16 protein-coding genes are annotated in these 16,329 nt (G+C 42.8%); 2 read left to right on the top strand and 14 right to left on the bottom strand.

Annotation, left to right across the window (positions count from 1 at the left end):
* Positions 1-22: 22 nt before the first annotated feature.
* Positions 23-286: a SemiSWEET transporter gene (locus L1283_RS22245; protein ID WP_070568180.1), complete on the top strand. Its 264-nt coding sequence runs from the start codon at positions 23-25 to the stop codon at positions 284-286.
* A 52-nt stretch (positions 287-338) separates the two neighbouring features.
* Here L1283_RS22245 and L1283_RS22240 read toward each other — a convergent pair whose 3' ends face one another.
* Together L1283_RS22240 and L1283_RS22235 are read right to left on the bottom strand one after the other, a co-directional pair.
* Entirely contained in the window at positions 339-524 is a 186-nt protein-coding gene (locus L1283_RS22240; protein WP_046675215.1) for a CsbD family protein, read from the bottom strand.
* A 96-nt stretch (positions 525-620) separates the two neighbouring features.
* A complete protein-coding gene (locus tag L1283_RS22235) occupies positions 621-1,604 on the bottom strand; it encodes a YihY/virulence factor BrkB family protein (protein WP_070568183.1) in 984 nt (327 codons plus the stop codon).
* 273 nt (positions 1,605-1,877) lie between these two features.
* Between L1283_RS22235 and L1283_RS22230 the strand changes: the two genes are divergently transcribed.
* On the top strand, positions 1,878-2,333 hold the full coding sequence (locus L1283_RS22230) for a PA2169 family four-helix-bundle protein (RefSeq protein ID WP_088162370.1): 456 nt from the start codon (positions 1,878-1,880) through the stop codon (positions 2,331-2,333).
* Between the two features lie 212 nt (positions 2,334-2,545).
* Here the strand turns inward: L1283_RS22230 and L1283_RS22225 are convergent, their stop codons facing one another.
* From L1283_RS22225 to L1283_RS22170, 12 genes are all read right to left on the bottom strand, one after another.
* Positions 2,546-3,730, bottom strand: coding sequence for a glycoside hydrolase family 76 protein (locus tag L1283_RS22225; protein ID WP_088163677.1), 1,185 nt, complete (start codon positions 3,728-3,730; stop codon positions 2,546-2,548).
* A 67-nt stretch (positions 3,731-3,797) separates the two neighbouring features.
* Positions 3,798-4,922, bottom strand: coding sequence for a glycoside hydrolase family 76 protein (locus L1283_RS22220; protein ID WP_088162371.1), 1,125 nt, complete (start codon positions 4,920-4,922; stop codon positions 3,798-3,800).
* A gap of 13 nt (positions 4,923-4,935) precedes the next feature.
* Positions 4,936-6,078 carry a SusE domain-containing protein gene (locus tag L1283_RS22215; RefSeq protein WP_075993610.1) on the bottom strand — a complete coding sequence of 381 codons (1,143 nt, stop codon included), beginning with the start codon at positions 6,076-6,078 and terminating at the stop codon, positions 4,936-4,938.
* Between the two features lie 73 nt (positions 6,079-6,151).
* Positions 6,152-7,777, bottom strand: a complete 1,626-nt coding sequence (locus tag L1283_RS22210) for a RagB/SusD family nutrient uptake outer membrane protein (RefSeq protein WP_286801366.1) — start codon at positions 7,775-7,777, stop codon at positions 6,152-6,154.
* 11 nt (positions 7,778-7,788) lie between these two features.
* A complete protein-coding gene (locus tag L1283_RS22205; RefSeq protein WP_286848788.1) occupies positions 7,789-11,226 on the bottom strand; it encodes a TonB-dependent receptor in 3,438 nt (1,145 codons plus the stop codon).
* A 213-nt stretch (positions 11,227-11,439) separates the two neighbouring features.
* Positions 11,440-12,612 carry a FecR family protein gene (locus tag L1283_RS22200; protein ID WP_286848790.1) on the bottom strand — a complete coding sequence of 391 codons (1,173 nt, stop codon included), beginning with the start codon at positions 12,610-12,612 and terminating at the stop codon, positions 11,440-11,442.
* Between the two features lie 104 nt (positions 12,613-12,716).
* Positions 12,717-13,331, bottom strand: a complete 615-nt coding sequence (locus tag L1283_RS22195) for an RNA polymerase sigma factor (protein WP_232475577.1) — start codon at positions 13,329-13,331, stop codon at positions 12,717-12,719.
* A 246-nt stretch (positions 13,332-13,577) separates the two neighbouring features.
* Entirely contained in the window at positions 13,578-14,027 is a 450-nt protein-coding gene (locus tag L1283_RS22190; RefSeq protein WP_088162375.1) for a hypothetical protein, read from the bottom strand.
* A gap of 8 nt (positions 14,028-14,035) precedes the next feature.
* Complete coding sequence (locus L1283_RS22185; protein WP_286848793.1) at positions 14,036-14,650, bottom strand: CHAP domain-containing protein; 615 nt, start codon at positions 14,648-14,650, stop codon at positions 14,036-14,038.
* On the bottom strand, positions 14,569-14,955 hold the full coding sequence (locus L1283_RS22180; protein ID WP_159333194.1) for a hypothetical protein: 387 nt from the start codon (positions 14,953-14,955) through the stop codon (positions 14,569-14,571). Before L1283_RS22180 ends, L1283_RS22185 begins: the two co-directional genes overlap by 82 nt.
* 17 nt (positions 14,956-14,972) lie before the next feature.
* On the bottom strand, positions 14,973-15,521 hold the full coding sequence (locus L1283_RS22175) for a DUF6266 family protein (protein WP_070568210.1): 549 nt from the start codon (positions 15,519-15,521) through the stop codon (positions 14,973-14,975).
* A gap of 57 nt (positions 15,522-15,578) precedes the next feature.
* A complete protein-coding gene (locus tag L1283_RS22170; protein WP_070568213.1) occupies positions 15,579-16,223 on the bottom strand; it encodes a DUF6266 family protein in 645 nt (214 codons plus the stop codon).
* Positions 16,224-16,329: the final 106 nt, after the last annotated feature.

The raw sequence follows: 16,329 nt of genomic DNA, 5'->3' as shown, positions 1-16,329 counted from the left end.
ATCACATAAAACCGAAGTCCTTATGATCAATGAAAACTTTCTGGGTATTATTGCGGGTATCCTCACATCTATTTCTATGCTGCCGCAGCTCATCAAAGTGCTAAAGGAAAAGAATGTGGATGACCTTTCTCCGGTTATGCTACTAACATTAATCATAGGACTTTCCCTATGGGTATGGTACGGCATAATGAAAAGCGAAGTACCGATTATCTATTCAAATAGCTTTGCTGTTCTCGTGAACCTTTGCCTGCTGATCAGTTATTTGATTTATAGAAAAAAGACCTAAAAAAAAGGCGGATAACATTGCTGCTATCCGCCTTTAACACGAAAACACTATTCTACAAACCGTTCAACCAACTATTCACCTCATCTTGTGTTTTACCTGTTTTCTTTTGAAGTTTACCTACTAACTCATCTTCCTTGCCTTCTGCATATAGTAAATCATCATCTGTAAGATCCGCATATTGCTGTTTTACTTTACCTTTAATTTCGTTCCAACGACCTTTCCATGTTAATTCGCTCATAATAATTTTCCTTTCGTTTTTTATTAATAGAACAGCCTGCAGCTGGAATCGTTTAAAAAAAATGTTATCAAATGTTAAAAAATATTTACGGTGATTTTACTCCGTTTTATCAATGGTCGTTTCTTCTTCATCGAGCGGCGCCGGCGGGATTTTATCGACATTGCGTTCGATTTCCTGTGTCTCTACATGGACCGCAAATTCAGAAGGTTCGATCGGAATAGCCATTTCTGTCGCGTACTCCCGCGTGAAAATAGCTCCAAAATAAAGAATTGCCGCGGTGTAATACACCCAGAGCAAAATAAGCACAAAAGAACCTGCTGCTCCATAAGTATCCTGTGTTGCCGAACGTTCTAAATAGATTCCGATCAAGTAACGGCCAATCACAAAAAGAATGGCTGTAAATAGAGCTCCGGCGCGAACAGTCTTCCATTGAATGTTGACATCGGGTAAAGTCTTAAAGATCACGCTAAAGAGGATCACAATGACCACAAAGGAACTGACAAAATTGATGAGATTCATGAGCACCACAGTAATATCGGGAAAGTAGCGCTGCAGCTGACCTGTCAAGGCCAGGATCACACCATTTATAATTAACGTAACCACCAATAAAAAACCCAGACCAATAACGAGCGACGACGACAGCAACCGGTCCTGGATTAACTTCAGCCAGCCCTTTTTTGGTTTTGGGCGCACATGCCAGATCTTGTTGATGGAGTTTTGCATATCGCCAAAAACCGTGGTTGCCCCAAGGATCAAGGTCACCAAACTGATCACCAATGCCATATTGGATTTGCCGGATAACTGGAGGTTTTGAATGACCTCTTCAATCTGTTTGGCGGCACTATTGCCTACCAAGCCATTCAGTTCGGTAAAAACCTTACCCTGAATAGCATCGGCCCCATAAAATATGCCGGCCAGTGCGATCATTAAAACTAGTATGGGGCCGATGGAAAAAACGGTATAGTACGACAGTGAAGCACTATATTTCATGGAGTCTTCATTTATAAATCCCGATACGGTATTTTTAAGTATCGTCCAATACGTTTGCAGCTTGTTTGTATTTTTCTTTTTTACATCCATTTCGTTCTTGTTTTTTGAGGAATTATTTTTTTAAAAGTTGTTATCGTTTTAAAAAAAGAAACTCCTTAAAGAGCCATAAGGTTTGTTTTTAAAAAAAATTAGGCCTAATCTGTACTCATCTGCTCTTACCCTTAAACGGGTCACAGACGCTATTAACCAACCTAAACACCCTAAAAATCAAGCTGTAAGACAAATATTATTATCATAAAAGAAATAAAGCTAAACTATTGATTAATCTAAGTTGTTCCTCCTAAAAACAACTATTAAGAGCATATGAAAAGTAATCAGAATGACCCCAATATTTTAAATGACCTTATTAAAATCAATAATGACCGCATCGAAGGATACGAGCTGGCTATTGATCTGGCCAACGAGCAGGGCGAAGGTGCCCGGGAAGCTGTGTTCAGAAAGATGATCGGGCAGTCTGAAAAGTTTATTGCCGAACTCAGTCCACTGGTTGAGCTTGCTGGCCAATACGCGACTGACCGGACCAAATTAAGCGGTGAGCTTTTTCGGCTGTGGATGGTGATCAAATCAAAATTATCGGGCGGTAATATGCAAGATTTATTGGAGCATTGTGAGCGCGGCGAGGCAGCGTTCCGAGAGGTTTACGACAAAGCGCTGGCGGAGGAAAACAAGCTGTCTATCGGGGCCAAAAACTTGATCCAGATTCAGCTGAGCCAGCAGCGGGAAGCCCATGAAAACATTAAAATTCTGTGCGGGATCTAGATTTTTCTGCATCAATGAGTCAATGCAAAAATAGTAAGAAAAAAAATAGGCTAGGGAACCAATACCTAGCCTATATAAATACAATAATCTAACTTGCCTAAGTTATCCAAAAAAACCACTGTCAGCGCAAGAATGTTTTAAAAATTTCTCAAAAATTCCGACTGAGCATCAGTAGCGTCGCCCCTATCGTCGTCAGGAAATTGATACATGAATTAATATCCTAGTTTTGCCAAACGTCCATACATCTCCACAAAAGCGCATTGATCTAACAGCCACTTGGATTTTTGCTTTTTCTCCAAAGTCCAGTCGACATCAAAAAGTCCGTCCTGATCCCTCATCTTATACCATGCACGGTCTAGGTTTTTCGCAAAAATATCAATATAGGTTCTATTTCCGTCCTGTTCAAATAAACTGATATATCCCCTCATCATTACAGCATGGAACCATAAGTTACTATTCTTTAACATTGGAAAAGTATCTTGGTCCGTGGTCTGAAAAAAATACGCTAAACAAGCTTTTGCCAGCTCTTGGGCATCAATCAGATATTTTTTTTCCTTGGTAAGCTTGTAAAGCAAGGCTGCTGCTTGCAATATCTGTCCGGAATTATAGGAATACTTGGCCTTACCAATATTTCCATTGAGCTGAATATTATCCCAATAGAGTTTATCCGTTGGGTCTTGCAGACCTGCCTTTGTCCACGCATAGAGTTGTCGCGCTTCATTCAGATAGTCTCCCTCTTTAGTAGCTTCAAACAGCTTTAGTGCAAATACTGCCGCAGGAGCATTGGAACAGGTATTTTTAGATTCTTTTTTCTGTTCACACCAATAGATTCCACCACCGAGCTTGTCATCCGCACCACTTTTTACAAAAGCCCAGATCTCTTTCGCATGCTTAAGATAATCGACCTTTTTTGTCTGCAGATAACTATCGGCAAAGTCAATACCCAACCAGACGTTATCATCATAAAACCGGTCTGATGGCGGAGCAGAATTGATATAGGAAGCATAACCAACAGGCTCTCTGGAATGATCCCTATATTCCATTAATCCTGGCAGCACGCGTTGGTCCAGGATCTTTTGGTAAAGCGCTTTGTTCTTTGGGAGTTCCATCAATGTGTTTACAGCGGAAAAGCTTCCGGAGAATGGCCATAGGTAAGCATATTTCTTTTGCACGGTCGCCTGTTCGGAATTATCAAGATAATCCGCTTTAAAGGTTTCGTCGAAGGGATATTTCTCGGTCAACAGTTGATTTTTGGCATTTCCATACTTAGCGTAAACAATAGCTAACGTTCTTTGGGCACGTTCGGCAGACTGTCCTTTATTGAATTGCCCATAGCCTGTTAAATAGCATAAACCCGACAGCAGCACAGTTGTCGTTATCTTATAGATTTGTCTCATCAGCATATGTATTTTAAGAAGCCTTCGAAACCTTTTGGGTCACGAAGGCTTCTTTGTGTTCATTCCATTATTTTAATTTATTTTCATAGCTTGCTAATCCTTCAAAAAGCATCGCAGCACTTGCATAGGCAGTAATTTCACTATTGCCAATAGGTGGTTGCGCCCAGGACGGACCAAAGAACAGCGTCGGTAGACTTGTTCCCTTGGTCCAGGCAATTTTACCATTATTGACCAAAAATTTCTCAAACTTACTGCGGTAGGCTGCATCAATTCCTTCCTGATTTAAATAGTCTACAAAATATCGTATAAATATCCCTTTAAACAATGCGCCGTCGCCGCTTCCCTCGTCGCGCAAAATATTATTCCCGCCATCGATACAACGTGTGATTGTGTAATAACTAATTTTTTGCGCATCAACCAGATAAAGCTGATCTTTAGTAATCTTAAAAAGCTCCACTGCGGTACCAAGGAACGTCCCCTGATTATAAGTCAGTGTTGTCATATCCACATTACCTGTCTGACCATTAATATTGTCATAAACAGCGCCCGTTGACGGATTGTACAGTGTTGCTTTTTGCCATTCGTAGATCTTCTTGGCCCAGGTCAGGTAGTTTTCATCTTTTGTCAAACGATATAGTCTAGCTGCCAGAATACTAGCTGGCCCATTCGAGCAAGCATTTTTGCTATAGCGCATATCTTTCTTCCAAGCCAATCCACCGCCTGCATATTGCTCATCCCATGCGCCAGCAATATCTGTCCATAAAAGCAATACCGTGTCGAGATATTTTTGATCCTTGGTAATTTCATATAAGCGTAATATGGTCAGTGCATTCCATTCCATGTCATCATAGAATACGTTATAATAGGTATTGCCATTTTTGATCTTCACACCTTCAAACCATTTGCTGAAATAGGCACTATATCTGCTGTCCTTCGTTCGTAGATAGGCATCGATAACAACATCCATCGCATGTGCATTGGGCCAATATTGAAATCCCAGATCGGATTGATTGATCGCATTGTTAAAATACCCGGCCTCATTCCAGAATCCGGCAATCATCTTATCGGAAACCTGCGTTGCAATAGTTGTCCAGCTTTCCTGTACAGTGTCGTCATAGGGGTAGCTGTCCTCAATCTTGGTGCATCCTAAGAGTAGAAACAATAGGGATGACAGTATAATCATTTTATTCATCGGGTCTCCTCCTTTAATTTGGTACGACAGTATGCGTATAGTCTTTGTCGCCTTGTAAAATCATCGATATTTTTGTTGGATGGCCGTCTACTGCATCCGCAAATTTCCATTTATCGTCCCATTGTGAAAGATTGGGCAATATTCGGACGAAATAATAAGAAGGAGCTGATGAACTATTGGGCGGACTGTCCGTCCCGTTTTGAGTTCCCAACTGTAAGGTTTCAGCCTTTCCAGCCTTGACGGTTTCCATTTGGAACTTATAACGTTGGTCACGACCCCAACTTTCCTGTTTAAAATTGATGATACCTGTTGCGGACCAAATTCCCTTACCTTGATAAGGTAGATCCAACACCACAGCTCCGGATGGAGAAAAATAAACGCCCATGTTTTTGATCTCTGTGTAAGTAACTGCTGCCACATTGAAATCAATTCGAATACGATATACTGCTGTCTTGGCAATGCTGTTACTTCCGGTTTCACCTTCTTTTATTTTGGTTTGATCTTCCGAATAGAAAACACGTCCCTCAGCAGACTTGCGATCCGTAAAGGTGTATTTTTTTCCGGCTTCCAATTTTGTAAAGATCTCATATTCACCATTACCTACCAATTTAAAAGGTAAAGATGCGGCAACATCCGTCCCACCCTCAGTCGCCTCTCCAGTGATAAATAATTCATCGGGGATCTCTGCAAAGCCTTCCAGTGTTTTGATATTCAATACTTTCTTTGCTTTGCTCAATACCCGTTTCATTCCACGGATAGCATATACGGACCAGATCACATCGCCGCTCTCACCAGGGTTAATCCCAGCTTTCGTTGCTACCTGATTCAATATTTTGTGACTAATATTGGCGCCGTTTGAGTTTCCATTATTATCCGACGTGACTGTATAAAGAGGCTTGCTAAAATCGCCATCGAGCTTATCAAAAACAACTTCATATTGCGCTGCCCCACCATCGGCCACCAAGGCCGACTCCCATTCAAAATACAGCGCTGCTGAGCTGGAACTTAATAATTTGACAGCTTTTCCATCTGCAGGAGCATATAGGTTCTCAACAGCCGACACCTCTGCGTCGGCGTATTTCATATCGTCTTTTTTACAGGAAACGATGCTCGCAGCCAATGCGACCATTGCTATAACTTTAAAATACCATTTCATGTCTATATCATTAATTTATGGTTCGAAACGTACATTTTTTAATGCGCCGTTTGCGCTAGTTTTTGAATTAAATTTAGTTTGAGTAGCCCAGATTGTTAGGCAATAAATTTTTATTTAGATCGATCTGAGTTCGTGGTATCGACCAGAGATAATCTCTACTTTCATCAAATCGGCGGATATCCAGTTTGATATTACTATTGTTACCACCATATTTAGCACCCAATACCTGGCCGTCCAAATAGGTTTTACCAGCTTTCCAGCGCATGATATCATAGTAACGCAATCCCTCAAGAGCAAGCTCACTTCGCCGCTCATTTCGGACAATTGTTTTCAGATCCCCGGTAGTCGGAAAGTCTAACGCTTTTGATGCTTCAAAACCAGCCCGCTGACGAATAGGTCTGATCGTCATATCCCACACTGCTGCATTGAGTTGTCCCAGTGCTTCTTTTGCTTCTGCATACATCAATAAGATATCGGCGTACCGAAACATGATGATGTTCAATCCAGCATCGTATTTTACCGTTGCTGTTACATCGTAGTATTTCTTTACGTAATACCCTGTGGCGGAAGCGTTGGCACTTGCACCCTGATATTCATCGAGCCGTTCCTTATCTGTTGTACCAGAGCCGGGTTTGATAAAGATCTTACGTGTTGTACCGTCAAAATCAGTCCATTGCCCACCATGAAAAACGATGGTTGCGGCCATGCGTGGATCGCGGTTGACATAGGGATTATTGTCGTTATATTGCGGATCCGTAGCAATGGTATTTCCGCCCAGTGTCAAATAATTATCGACCAGACTTTGTAATGGTGCATAACCATTTAAACGTGCTTGAGCAGAGATTGGTGCTGCATCATATAACTTATTCCAGGTTTTTAATAAAGGTACATAGGCATAATCCAGAATAACCTCTGAATTATATTCATTGGCTGCAGTAAACAACTCCGGATAACTGCGGAATAAAGCGTAAGTGCCAAATTCCGTTTGTTTTTTCATCAGATTTTCACAGTATTCCAATACTTTATTCCAGTTGCTTTCATAGAGATAGGCCCGGGCTTGAAAGGCTGAAGCGGCCCCCTTGGTAATCCGGCCACGGTCGTCTACCGGTAAAGCATCTCTGTTCGGTAGATCGGCCATACATTGATCCAACTCTTGATGGATAAAGGCCATGATAGTCGCTTTTTCTGTCCGAGAAAGAGTCTTAGACTCTTCCAATGAGATATCTTTGGTGAAGAAAGGCACAGCGCCATAGAAATTAACAAGTCTAAAATAGAGAAATGCACGGATAAAGCGTACCTCGGCGATACGGCGTTTTTTGAGTGCCGCATCCATTCCGGGCACACGCTCTACATTCTCTAGATAGACATGGCAGGTCTTAATACCACCGTAAAGATCGGACCACTCTGCCCCAAAACGGCCCAGTGTTGGATCGGCGGTTCCATTACGAATTGCGCGCTGGTCTGTGTTTGAGCGCCCCTCAAAAATATTATCACTCAGGGCTTCATCATTCCACATACGATCTGCTGAATACAGCTGATTATAGGCCATATTGACCATTTTTTCGGCGTTGTCTGGATAGTCCCAAAAATTTTCATCGGTAAAGCGATCTGTTGGCAGCGTATCCAACTTATTACAGGATGTTAATTGGAGAATTGCCATTAAACTCAAGCCTCCAATAAGTATCTTATATAGTTTCATTACATAAAAGGTTAGAATTGAATATTTAATCCACCGCCATAGTATTTCAACGTCGGATAATTGCGGGCACTATTGGCCGAACCACCCATGTTAGAATCAAATTCGGAGGATTCGGGATCTATCCAGGAGTTTTTGCTCAAAGTCAGCAGGTTTTGGGCATTGATGAAAAAGCGAACACGCTGCAATCCCAATTTCGACACGACTTCTTTGGGTAACGAATAACCTACCTGTATATTTTTCAATCGAGCGTATTTCCCGTTGAAAAGATAGAGATCAGAATCTTTCCCAAAGTTGTTGGTCGATGCTGTTGATCCATTTGCAGTCAGTCGGGGCCAGCGTCCATCAATATTGGTCGGCGTCCAGTAATCGAGTTGATGCTGATAAATGGTATATGAATAATTCTGATGAAATGGTTCGATCAACTCTCCCCGGATCATCATATCGCGCTTGCCTACCCCTTGCCAGAACATACTAAAATCAAAATCTTTATAATTCAGGTTATAGGTAAGCCCAAATGTAAAGCGGGGGAAACCATTGCCTAATACAAAGCGGTCCCGTGCATCGATAATTCCATCGTTATTCCGATCGACATACTTTACATCGCCGGGACGCAGATCTGCTGCCGTAATACCGCTCGGCAAGGCCGAAGTTTCAATATCCGTTATATTTTGAAAGAATCCGGCCATCTTGTACCCATAGTAGGAATTATAAGGTAGCCCAACACGCGTCAATTTAGTAATGTTATCGACTGTCGAAATACGGTCATCACCGGGCATCGCAATAATCTTATTGTGACTATCGCCCATATTCGCATTGATCGTGTGTTGGAAATCGCCAGTTGTAGCACGGTAGCTGAGGTTGATTTCCCAGCCCTCATTGTTCATTTCACCTAAATTCTGATTCTTTAGGGAGGTTCCGAATGTGGAAGGTATTTGTGGCGACATCAAGATATCAACTGTACGCTTTTTAAAATAATCGAAACTGGCCGTTAATTTATCATGAAAGAAGGTGGCGTCCAACCCAACATTGAAATTATAGGTTTTCTCCCAGCGCAGATCCAGACTGGCATAATTAAATCCCGCAGCAGAAACAGGTTTGTTGTTAAATCCATAACTGTTCTGATAAGATTCATAGGTAAAATAATACGCATAGTCGTCTACGGCCTGATTGCCAAGAACACCATAGGTAGATCTGATTTTTAGGCTACCGACATGTTGTTTATACCAATTCATAAATACTTCGTCGGATGCCCGCCATCCTAAGGATCCCGAAGGAAAGAAGCCCCAGCGATTAGCTTTCGAGAACTTAGAAGATCCATCGTAGCGAAAGCTAAATTCGGCAAAATATTTACTTGCAAAGTCGTATCCGGCACGGCCGAAGATCGAATTGATACTATTTTGCAGTGTTCCATTTGGTGTCACACGGGCACTCACAGGATCAATAACTGTTCCTGTGGTAGGTGTGCCGAGGACAGGATCAGTAAATTTCATTTTCAGTTCGTTTTGTCGGCGTGTATAGGATTCGTTGGATGCTCCAAATAGACCTGATACATGATGACTACCAAAAGTCCGGTCATAATCCAGGAGCAGCTGAAAGTTCAGTAACGAAGCTTTTTCGTTAAAATCTTCGGTATTGCGGTCTGAATTGACGTAGACCTGAGGTTGCGTGGCATCCGGATTGGAATATAATGGCACCTGGATTCTACGGATAGAACGGTGATCGGCATAGATGTCAGCTCCGAAGATACCACGCAGTTTTAAACCTTCGAAGAGTTTTGCTTCGAGATTCAGGTTGATATTAAAATAGTCGTTATCGTTTTTGATATAGCCGCCTTCATTCAGTTCAGCCAAAGGATTTTGATCTGTCAGTGCATTGTTGACAAGATATTTTCCATTGTCAGCCTGCATGCGATAATAGTAATAAGGCGGAAGTCTGGAAGCATTGATAATGGCACTTCCGGCCGTGTTGCTCATGTTGTTGTTGCGGGTATAGGCTAAGATTGAGGTCAGTTTAAAACGGCCTATCTCTGTACTGAGATTACTCCGCAAATTGTACCGCTTAATGCCAAAGTCCTGTCCGACAAAGTTGCTGGGCTGATTGTAGAAGCCGCCGGAAAACAAATAGGAACTTTTATCTCCACCCCCGGCCACACTGATATTATATTTTTGCTGGAAAGAGTTTTTCATGATTTCCGGCAAGTTCCACCGCTCGATATCCTGATGGGCATATAAGTCTGCAATAGCCTCTGGTGAAAACTGTGGATCCATTCCTGAGTTGGTCAGTGCAAGATTACGAAGGGTCGCATTTTCATATCCTGCAACAGGTGAAAATAAAATTTTAGGTTCTTGCACGCCCCACTGGGTGCCGACAGTCACCGCAGGCCGCTGATTTTGGCGTCCTCTTTTGGTGGTTACCAAAATAACGCCATTTGCAGACCTCGAACCGTATATAGCCGTAGAACCGGCGTCTTTCAATACCGACACCGTTTCGATGTCATCTGGATTGATCTTATTGAGTGTTCCGCCTTCTGTAATAATTCCATCGATCACCACCAGCGGTGCATTACTGTTTATGGTAGATATCCCACGAATATTGATATTCATCGAATTATCATTGGGATCCATGCTTTTCTGTTGGATGGTCAAACTTGGTGAGGCTCCTTGAAGGGCTTGCGTTACATTGCCTACAGGTCGGTTTTCGAAAGTCTTCGCACTGATCTGGTCAACGGCCCCAACAACACGCTGACGTGTCGTGGTACCATAGCCGATTACGATAACTTCTTCGAGCTGACTGTTGCTATTTTTCATGATCACATTGAGCTGCCCCGATCCATCGGTCCGCAGGGAAGACAGTTCTCCGCTCAATGCATCATAACCAACAGAGGAGAATATCAGCGTTGCTTTGGGTGAAAGATTTGTGAGGGTAAATAGACCATCACTATTGGTGGTAGTACCTATAGATTCATTTCCTTTGACCCGCACAGAAACATTTGCGAGCGGTTCGCCACGTTCATTGGTCACACGTCCTTTTACAGGGACTTGATTTGGGATCATCGTAAACTCCCTCGGAACGGACGTTATGGAAGCTTTTGGCTTATCATAAATGACCACAGTCTTATTATCCAACTGGTAGGACAAGGGCTGATCTTTAAAGATCTGGTCTAATACATCCGACAATTGACGGTCCCTAACTTTGATGTCAACAGGCTTCGCGTTTACCATCTGCCGTTCAGTGTACAGAAAATTGTATCCCGTCTGGGATTTGAGTTCCCTAAATATTTTCTTAAGGCTCATGTTGGAGTATTCTAATGTTACCTTTTGTGCAAAGGTGGTAGCGCTAACCTGCATAAAAGTAACCAAGATAATTATGGTTGTCAATCGCATAATAAGCCATAGTTTACGGAATAGCAGATACGCTATCTCCTTTTTTCTGATATAATTTTGATACATTTGTAAGGTTTATTTGCAGTGTATTCGAGTCGTCCAAAACAGAAACATACTGCAGATTGGATAGTTAAAATTTAATTGTCCCAAACGGCAACCGAGCTCCTTCAGGATCTTGGTTGCTTTTTTATACCCCCCTTCGTGGCTATTCGTTTTGTCGTTTTTTGTTCATCGGTTCGTTTATTTAGGTTATTGTGTCATTAATTATTTAGCGGATTATTACGGCAGTACATGTATTTTTTTTCCGTCGATTCTGAAATGAACGGCACCCGTTTTTTCGAGCAGGCTTAAGACTTTTTGAACATCATCAAAACGCGATATTCCGCCACCAAATTTCTCGGTCGTTTTTTTACCTTGATAGATGACCTCCACATTATACCAGCGTGCCACCTTGCGCATGACACTTTCGATATCATCTCCATCGAACATAAATTCGTTGTTTGTCCAGGCAATAACCGGCGCAGTATCTATTGGACGGGATTTTAGCACCCCATGAGCTGTAAGGCTCGACTGCTCACCCGGTGCTAATAACAGTTTTTGACTGTGGGAACTGACCTGTACACGACCTTCCAGTAGGGTGGTCTGTACCGCCGATTCGTCGGCATAACTATTTACATTGAAATGGGTACCGAGCACTTCGACCTGCTGATCTGCTGCCTGCACAATAAAGGGGTGTTTGGAATCCTTCGCTACTTCAAAATAAGCTTCACCGGTCAGTGTGACAGTTCTGTTTTTTTGATTTGCAAAACGAACCGGATAGCTGAGCGAAGAAGCCGCATTGAGCCATACTTGTGTACCGTCAGGTAGCTTAATCCGATAGGTTTCTCCTTTGGTTGTCGATAAGGTATTTTGCTCGATTTCGCCCTGCGAATTATCGCTGACTTCGTAAATCAATTGGCCATCTGTTGTTTTAGAGATTCTTATACCCGATTCTTCCGCAATCCGACCGTTTTGTGTTTCATGTAGATGAATCTGCTTGCCGTTGGCCAGCGTTAAGGTCGCCGATTGTTTTCCGGGTGATATCACATTTTGTGCAGCTTGCGGAGATACGTTTTTATTTTCAATGGTAAGAAACCAGCGACCAATAATTAATAGTCCGATAACAACAGCTGCGCTTGCGCCAATACGTTTCCAAGCCCATAGCGATCTTGTTTTTGGTTTATTGATCTGGAGATGCAATTGGTCCCAGGTATTATCCAGTACGGCCAATAAGGTTGGATCGTCCAATAGATGTTGATCGATGGGATCGTCCAAAACCTCTTGGATGAGTTCTTGAAGTAATATTTTATCTCTGCCTGATTTTACATAGGACAAAAACGCACGGGAATTTTCTTCGCTAAGTTTTCCCTGTATATATCGCCTTAACGTATATCGAAGTGTTTTCTTTTCCACAATTGGTTACCCTCTTTTCAGCTAATACACTTCAGCGGTAAACGTCATCTGCTCTGGTTGCGAATTTATTTTACTTTTTTTCTGTGCAATGAAAATTAGATGCGTTAATGCTGTTGGAGAAGTATAAAAGAAATAATGAGCAATGTGGATTTATCCAGGATTCCATGCTTCTCTTTTATATATTTCGTGGCTTTTACGATATGGTCGTTAATCGTAGAAGTCGATATACTCAACAAGTCGCTTACTTCGGCGTAGGTTTTGCCCTCAATTTTACAAAGTTTATAGATCAGTTTGCGTTGCGGCGGCAGCTGGTCAATGGTCTGTGACAGCCATTCTTCATACTGCTTTTCATAGAGTTCTTCTTCGACGTGACTGTACAAGGCAGTATTGTGAAGACTAAGATAGGCCTGAACTTGTTTTTCGAGGTTATTTCGCCGGATAAAATTATAGACAGTATATTTGGCGATCTGGAATAGATAAGCTCGAAAAGGCTGCTCGGGATCAATCAACTCCCGCTTATCCCATACTTTAATAAATACTTCCTGTAATAGTTCGACTGCGTCTTCTTCGGACTTGACCATCTTACGGATGTTGAGATAAATACGCCCACTATACATACTGTAGACCTGCCGGAAAGCACGCTGACAGCCAGAACGAAGGGAGATCAAGACAGACTTCTCTTCAGTATTGCAGGAATATTTCATAAGTTGGTCTTTCACGTACTGTGTCCTAGTAATTTGTGGATTACTCCCTTAATGGTTACGAACAAATATAACAAAACTAAAACGGTTTTGCTTTTTTAAATAAAAATTTAAAAAGATTAAGAAATTTTGATCTTTTTCAAGCAAATATAACAGGAATTCTCCTTCGCATAAAAAAGGAGACTAGGGTTAATAATCCCTGTCTCCTTCATATCCCAACGATACCTCGCGAAGCCTTTCTCTAGCCCTCCTTCCAAAAGCAAACTAAGGCAATAGACGAGATCTATACCATCTCCAAAGGAGAAAAAGAAGCAAGGCCAAGCCGATGATCCAAACCAGCTGGGCAGCTAGCATTTGGTTGCCACTTTTTTCATGGTTGACCTGCTTTTGTTTTTCCTGTTCGCTTTTTTCAGTCAGCTCCAATACCTGTTTGCTGACTCTTTTGGCGGACTCATGCCATACTAAACCTCCCGACCGGGCAGATAGACCACTATCTGGGGAGAAACGGAAAGCGCTGTCCGTCCAAAAATACCAAAGGCGGGAAAGCGTATCCTGATGGTCGGAATACAGCCTTTGGAGCTGCTCGGTATACTGCCGGCGCGTATCCGTTTCTTGTTGTCTCTGATATTTTTTACTATCGTAGACCTTACAGGAGACCAGCAAGGATAAGAGTCCCCCGTAAGATATCATCTGGTATAGCCTTGTTTTCATCATTCCTCCTTTCAGTCCAGCCAGTTTGAAAAGGCATAAATCGTTGCCAAGGGACGCCGCTTACACAATACACGATTATCCACATTTCCTTCGACAGTCACGATCCAATTGCCCTCCTTTTTGCACACAATCCCCACATGGTTGATACGCTGCAGACTGGAGCTATAGATGGCGAAGAGATCTGCCTGCCGGATAGTCCCCTGGTTGATCTGCCGGGCCGTATAACGCCGGGCTAATGGAAAAAGTGCCGGGCTCCAGGCATTCCGCGGAGCTGCTAGTCCAGCTTTGCCATAACACCAGGAGGCAAAAGCCGCACACCAGGCATACCCCTTTCCAAGGCCAGTATACGCGAGGTATTCCTCTACCCGCCTGCCATCGTTGTTACCAGTCATCTCTCGCACACCGATCTCCTCCACAGCTATATCGACAATACGTTCACGTACGCCCGCTCTAGCCCAGCATTTCACTGATGTGTCATTCCCATGCTCCACTGCGGGATCGGTGCTTAGCATCTCAGTATAGTTGCCTGTCAGGCTCTTGTCGTCTACAGCAGCATTGCGAGCACGGCCAGGAAAGAGAATAGCGATAGAAAGAATACCGAAAAATAGATAATGCATTGTTGCCATGAGGTCAATTGATTAAAGTGAAGACTAAATTCCTGACGGAAAAACTTAAAAGGCTGCCAAAGCATTTCCTGAAGCCAAAAGCAGCAATAAATAGCCGCTAGACCAGCAAGTATACCAAAGAGCAGCACGGAGAGGGTACCAAGATCCAATACCCCAGCTGTCGGATCGATTGCTTGTAGCAAGAATCCCGATAAAATAAAAAATAAAAGAAGACAGGCCAGTACGATGCCAAGCAGCTGCCTTCCCGTTAAAGGCCAATAGATATCTTCGATATCGGAGACCATTTGTTTTTGTACATATTCCATTTTACTTTTTTAAAAAATTATTTAATCAGATAAGTCCCTAGATACTGGCTCCGTGCATACTTTATACCATCTCTTTCGCAGCAGACAATATAAAGCAAGAGCTCTTTTCCGAGCAGTGAAGGAGGGATATCCAAGGCGACCTGTTTCTCGCTGCGCAAGGCTAGGCGCTGACTTCGTATCGCCACACCTTCTTTCACCTGATATGCGATCAGTTTGACATGATCATCCCAGGCACAAAATGAGGAAAAACTATCGTAACTGACCAGTATCCGCCCAGTTTCCTCGACTATATCTGAGACCAACACCCCAGGCAACGTACCGTCGCTGAGCCATACTTTTTCGGGATCCACAAAAGGCCCCTCTTCCTCTTCAGCAATGGCCATGTTAAGTACATGTGAAAGGGCGAGGTTAAAGGGATATACCAGTCTTTTTTTTCGTTTGGCTAGAAATTTATATCCATCAGCCAGAATCGATTTCAGCGGTGACAAAAAACTCATTGCCAGCGCAAAACGTTTCTGCTGGTCAAGTTGGGCAGCAGACCGTTTCTTATTTGATTTTTTCTTCATAATAGAAAAAAATAGAGGGGAATATCATCCATAGCGGACGATATTCCCTATGAATAACTAAATGAGCTGTATCAGCCCCAAATAACTACTTTTGGATACGCGCTTTTTCTTGCGGTCGGCCATAAAGATCCACAGATGCGCCGAGCCACCGAGCAAATGTGCAGGCACTACAAAAGTCGTGGTACCTACCTGGCGGGTTGGCACGATAGAGGGTGCCAAAAACTCGTCCTGTTCGGGATGATACCCGATGATGTACACACCGTCATCGTCTGCTGAGCCGTAGATGTCATTGTTGTTCGAATCCCAGGTGACCGTCATCTCTTCATCGGCGAAAGACGCACCTTGGGGCGGCCCCAGAAAAAAAGCTCCGTCGGCAATTCGGATTTTACTATAGTCCAGTGTAAAGCCCGGATAAGTACCCTGGATAGCCAAAGGCAGATTAAACTGAAACGCAGCATTGAGGGGTGTCTGCCGATCGGCTTTTTTCTGTCCGAATCCGACCTGCAGGTACGAATTGATGGGCATTAAAAAACGCATCAGCAATTTGAACTTTGCCTGCGTGATCAGCTGCTCCTGACTAGCCGGTTTATTACTTTTTTTATAAAGCCCTTTGAGGTAGTTGATACTCTTCCAGCTGGAGCCTATCACGGAGCCGGTCTTACCGCTTATACCTCCGTTTATTCCATTTACTATTGTTCCCATTTTTCTGTTTTTTAAAAATTAAACCCTTGTCAGTGGCTAAGACATACCGGTATTTAAGCCTGACACCACAAACGTAAAAACTTAAAAAACAAAAACATACAGCAAC

The sequence above is a fragment of the Sphingobacterium sp. HSC-15S19 genome, assembly GCF_050433745.1.
GTDB classification, from domain to species: domain Bacteria; phylum Bacteroidota; class Bacteroidia; order Sphingobacteriales; family Sphingobacteriaceae; genus Sphingobacterium; species Sphingobacterium siyangense.
The sequence above is the reverse complement of the archived record's forward strand: the minus strand, read 5'-3'. Positions and strand labels throughout refer to the sequence as shown.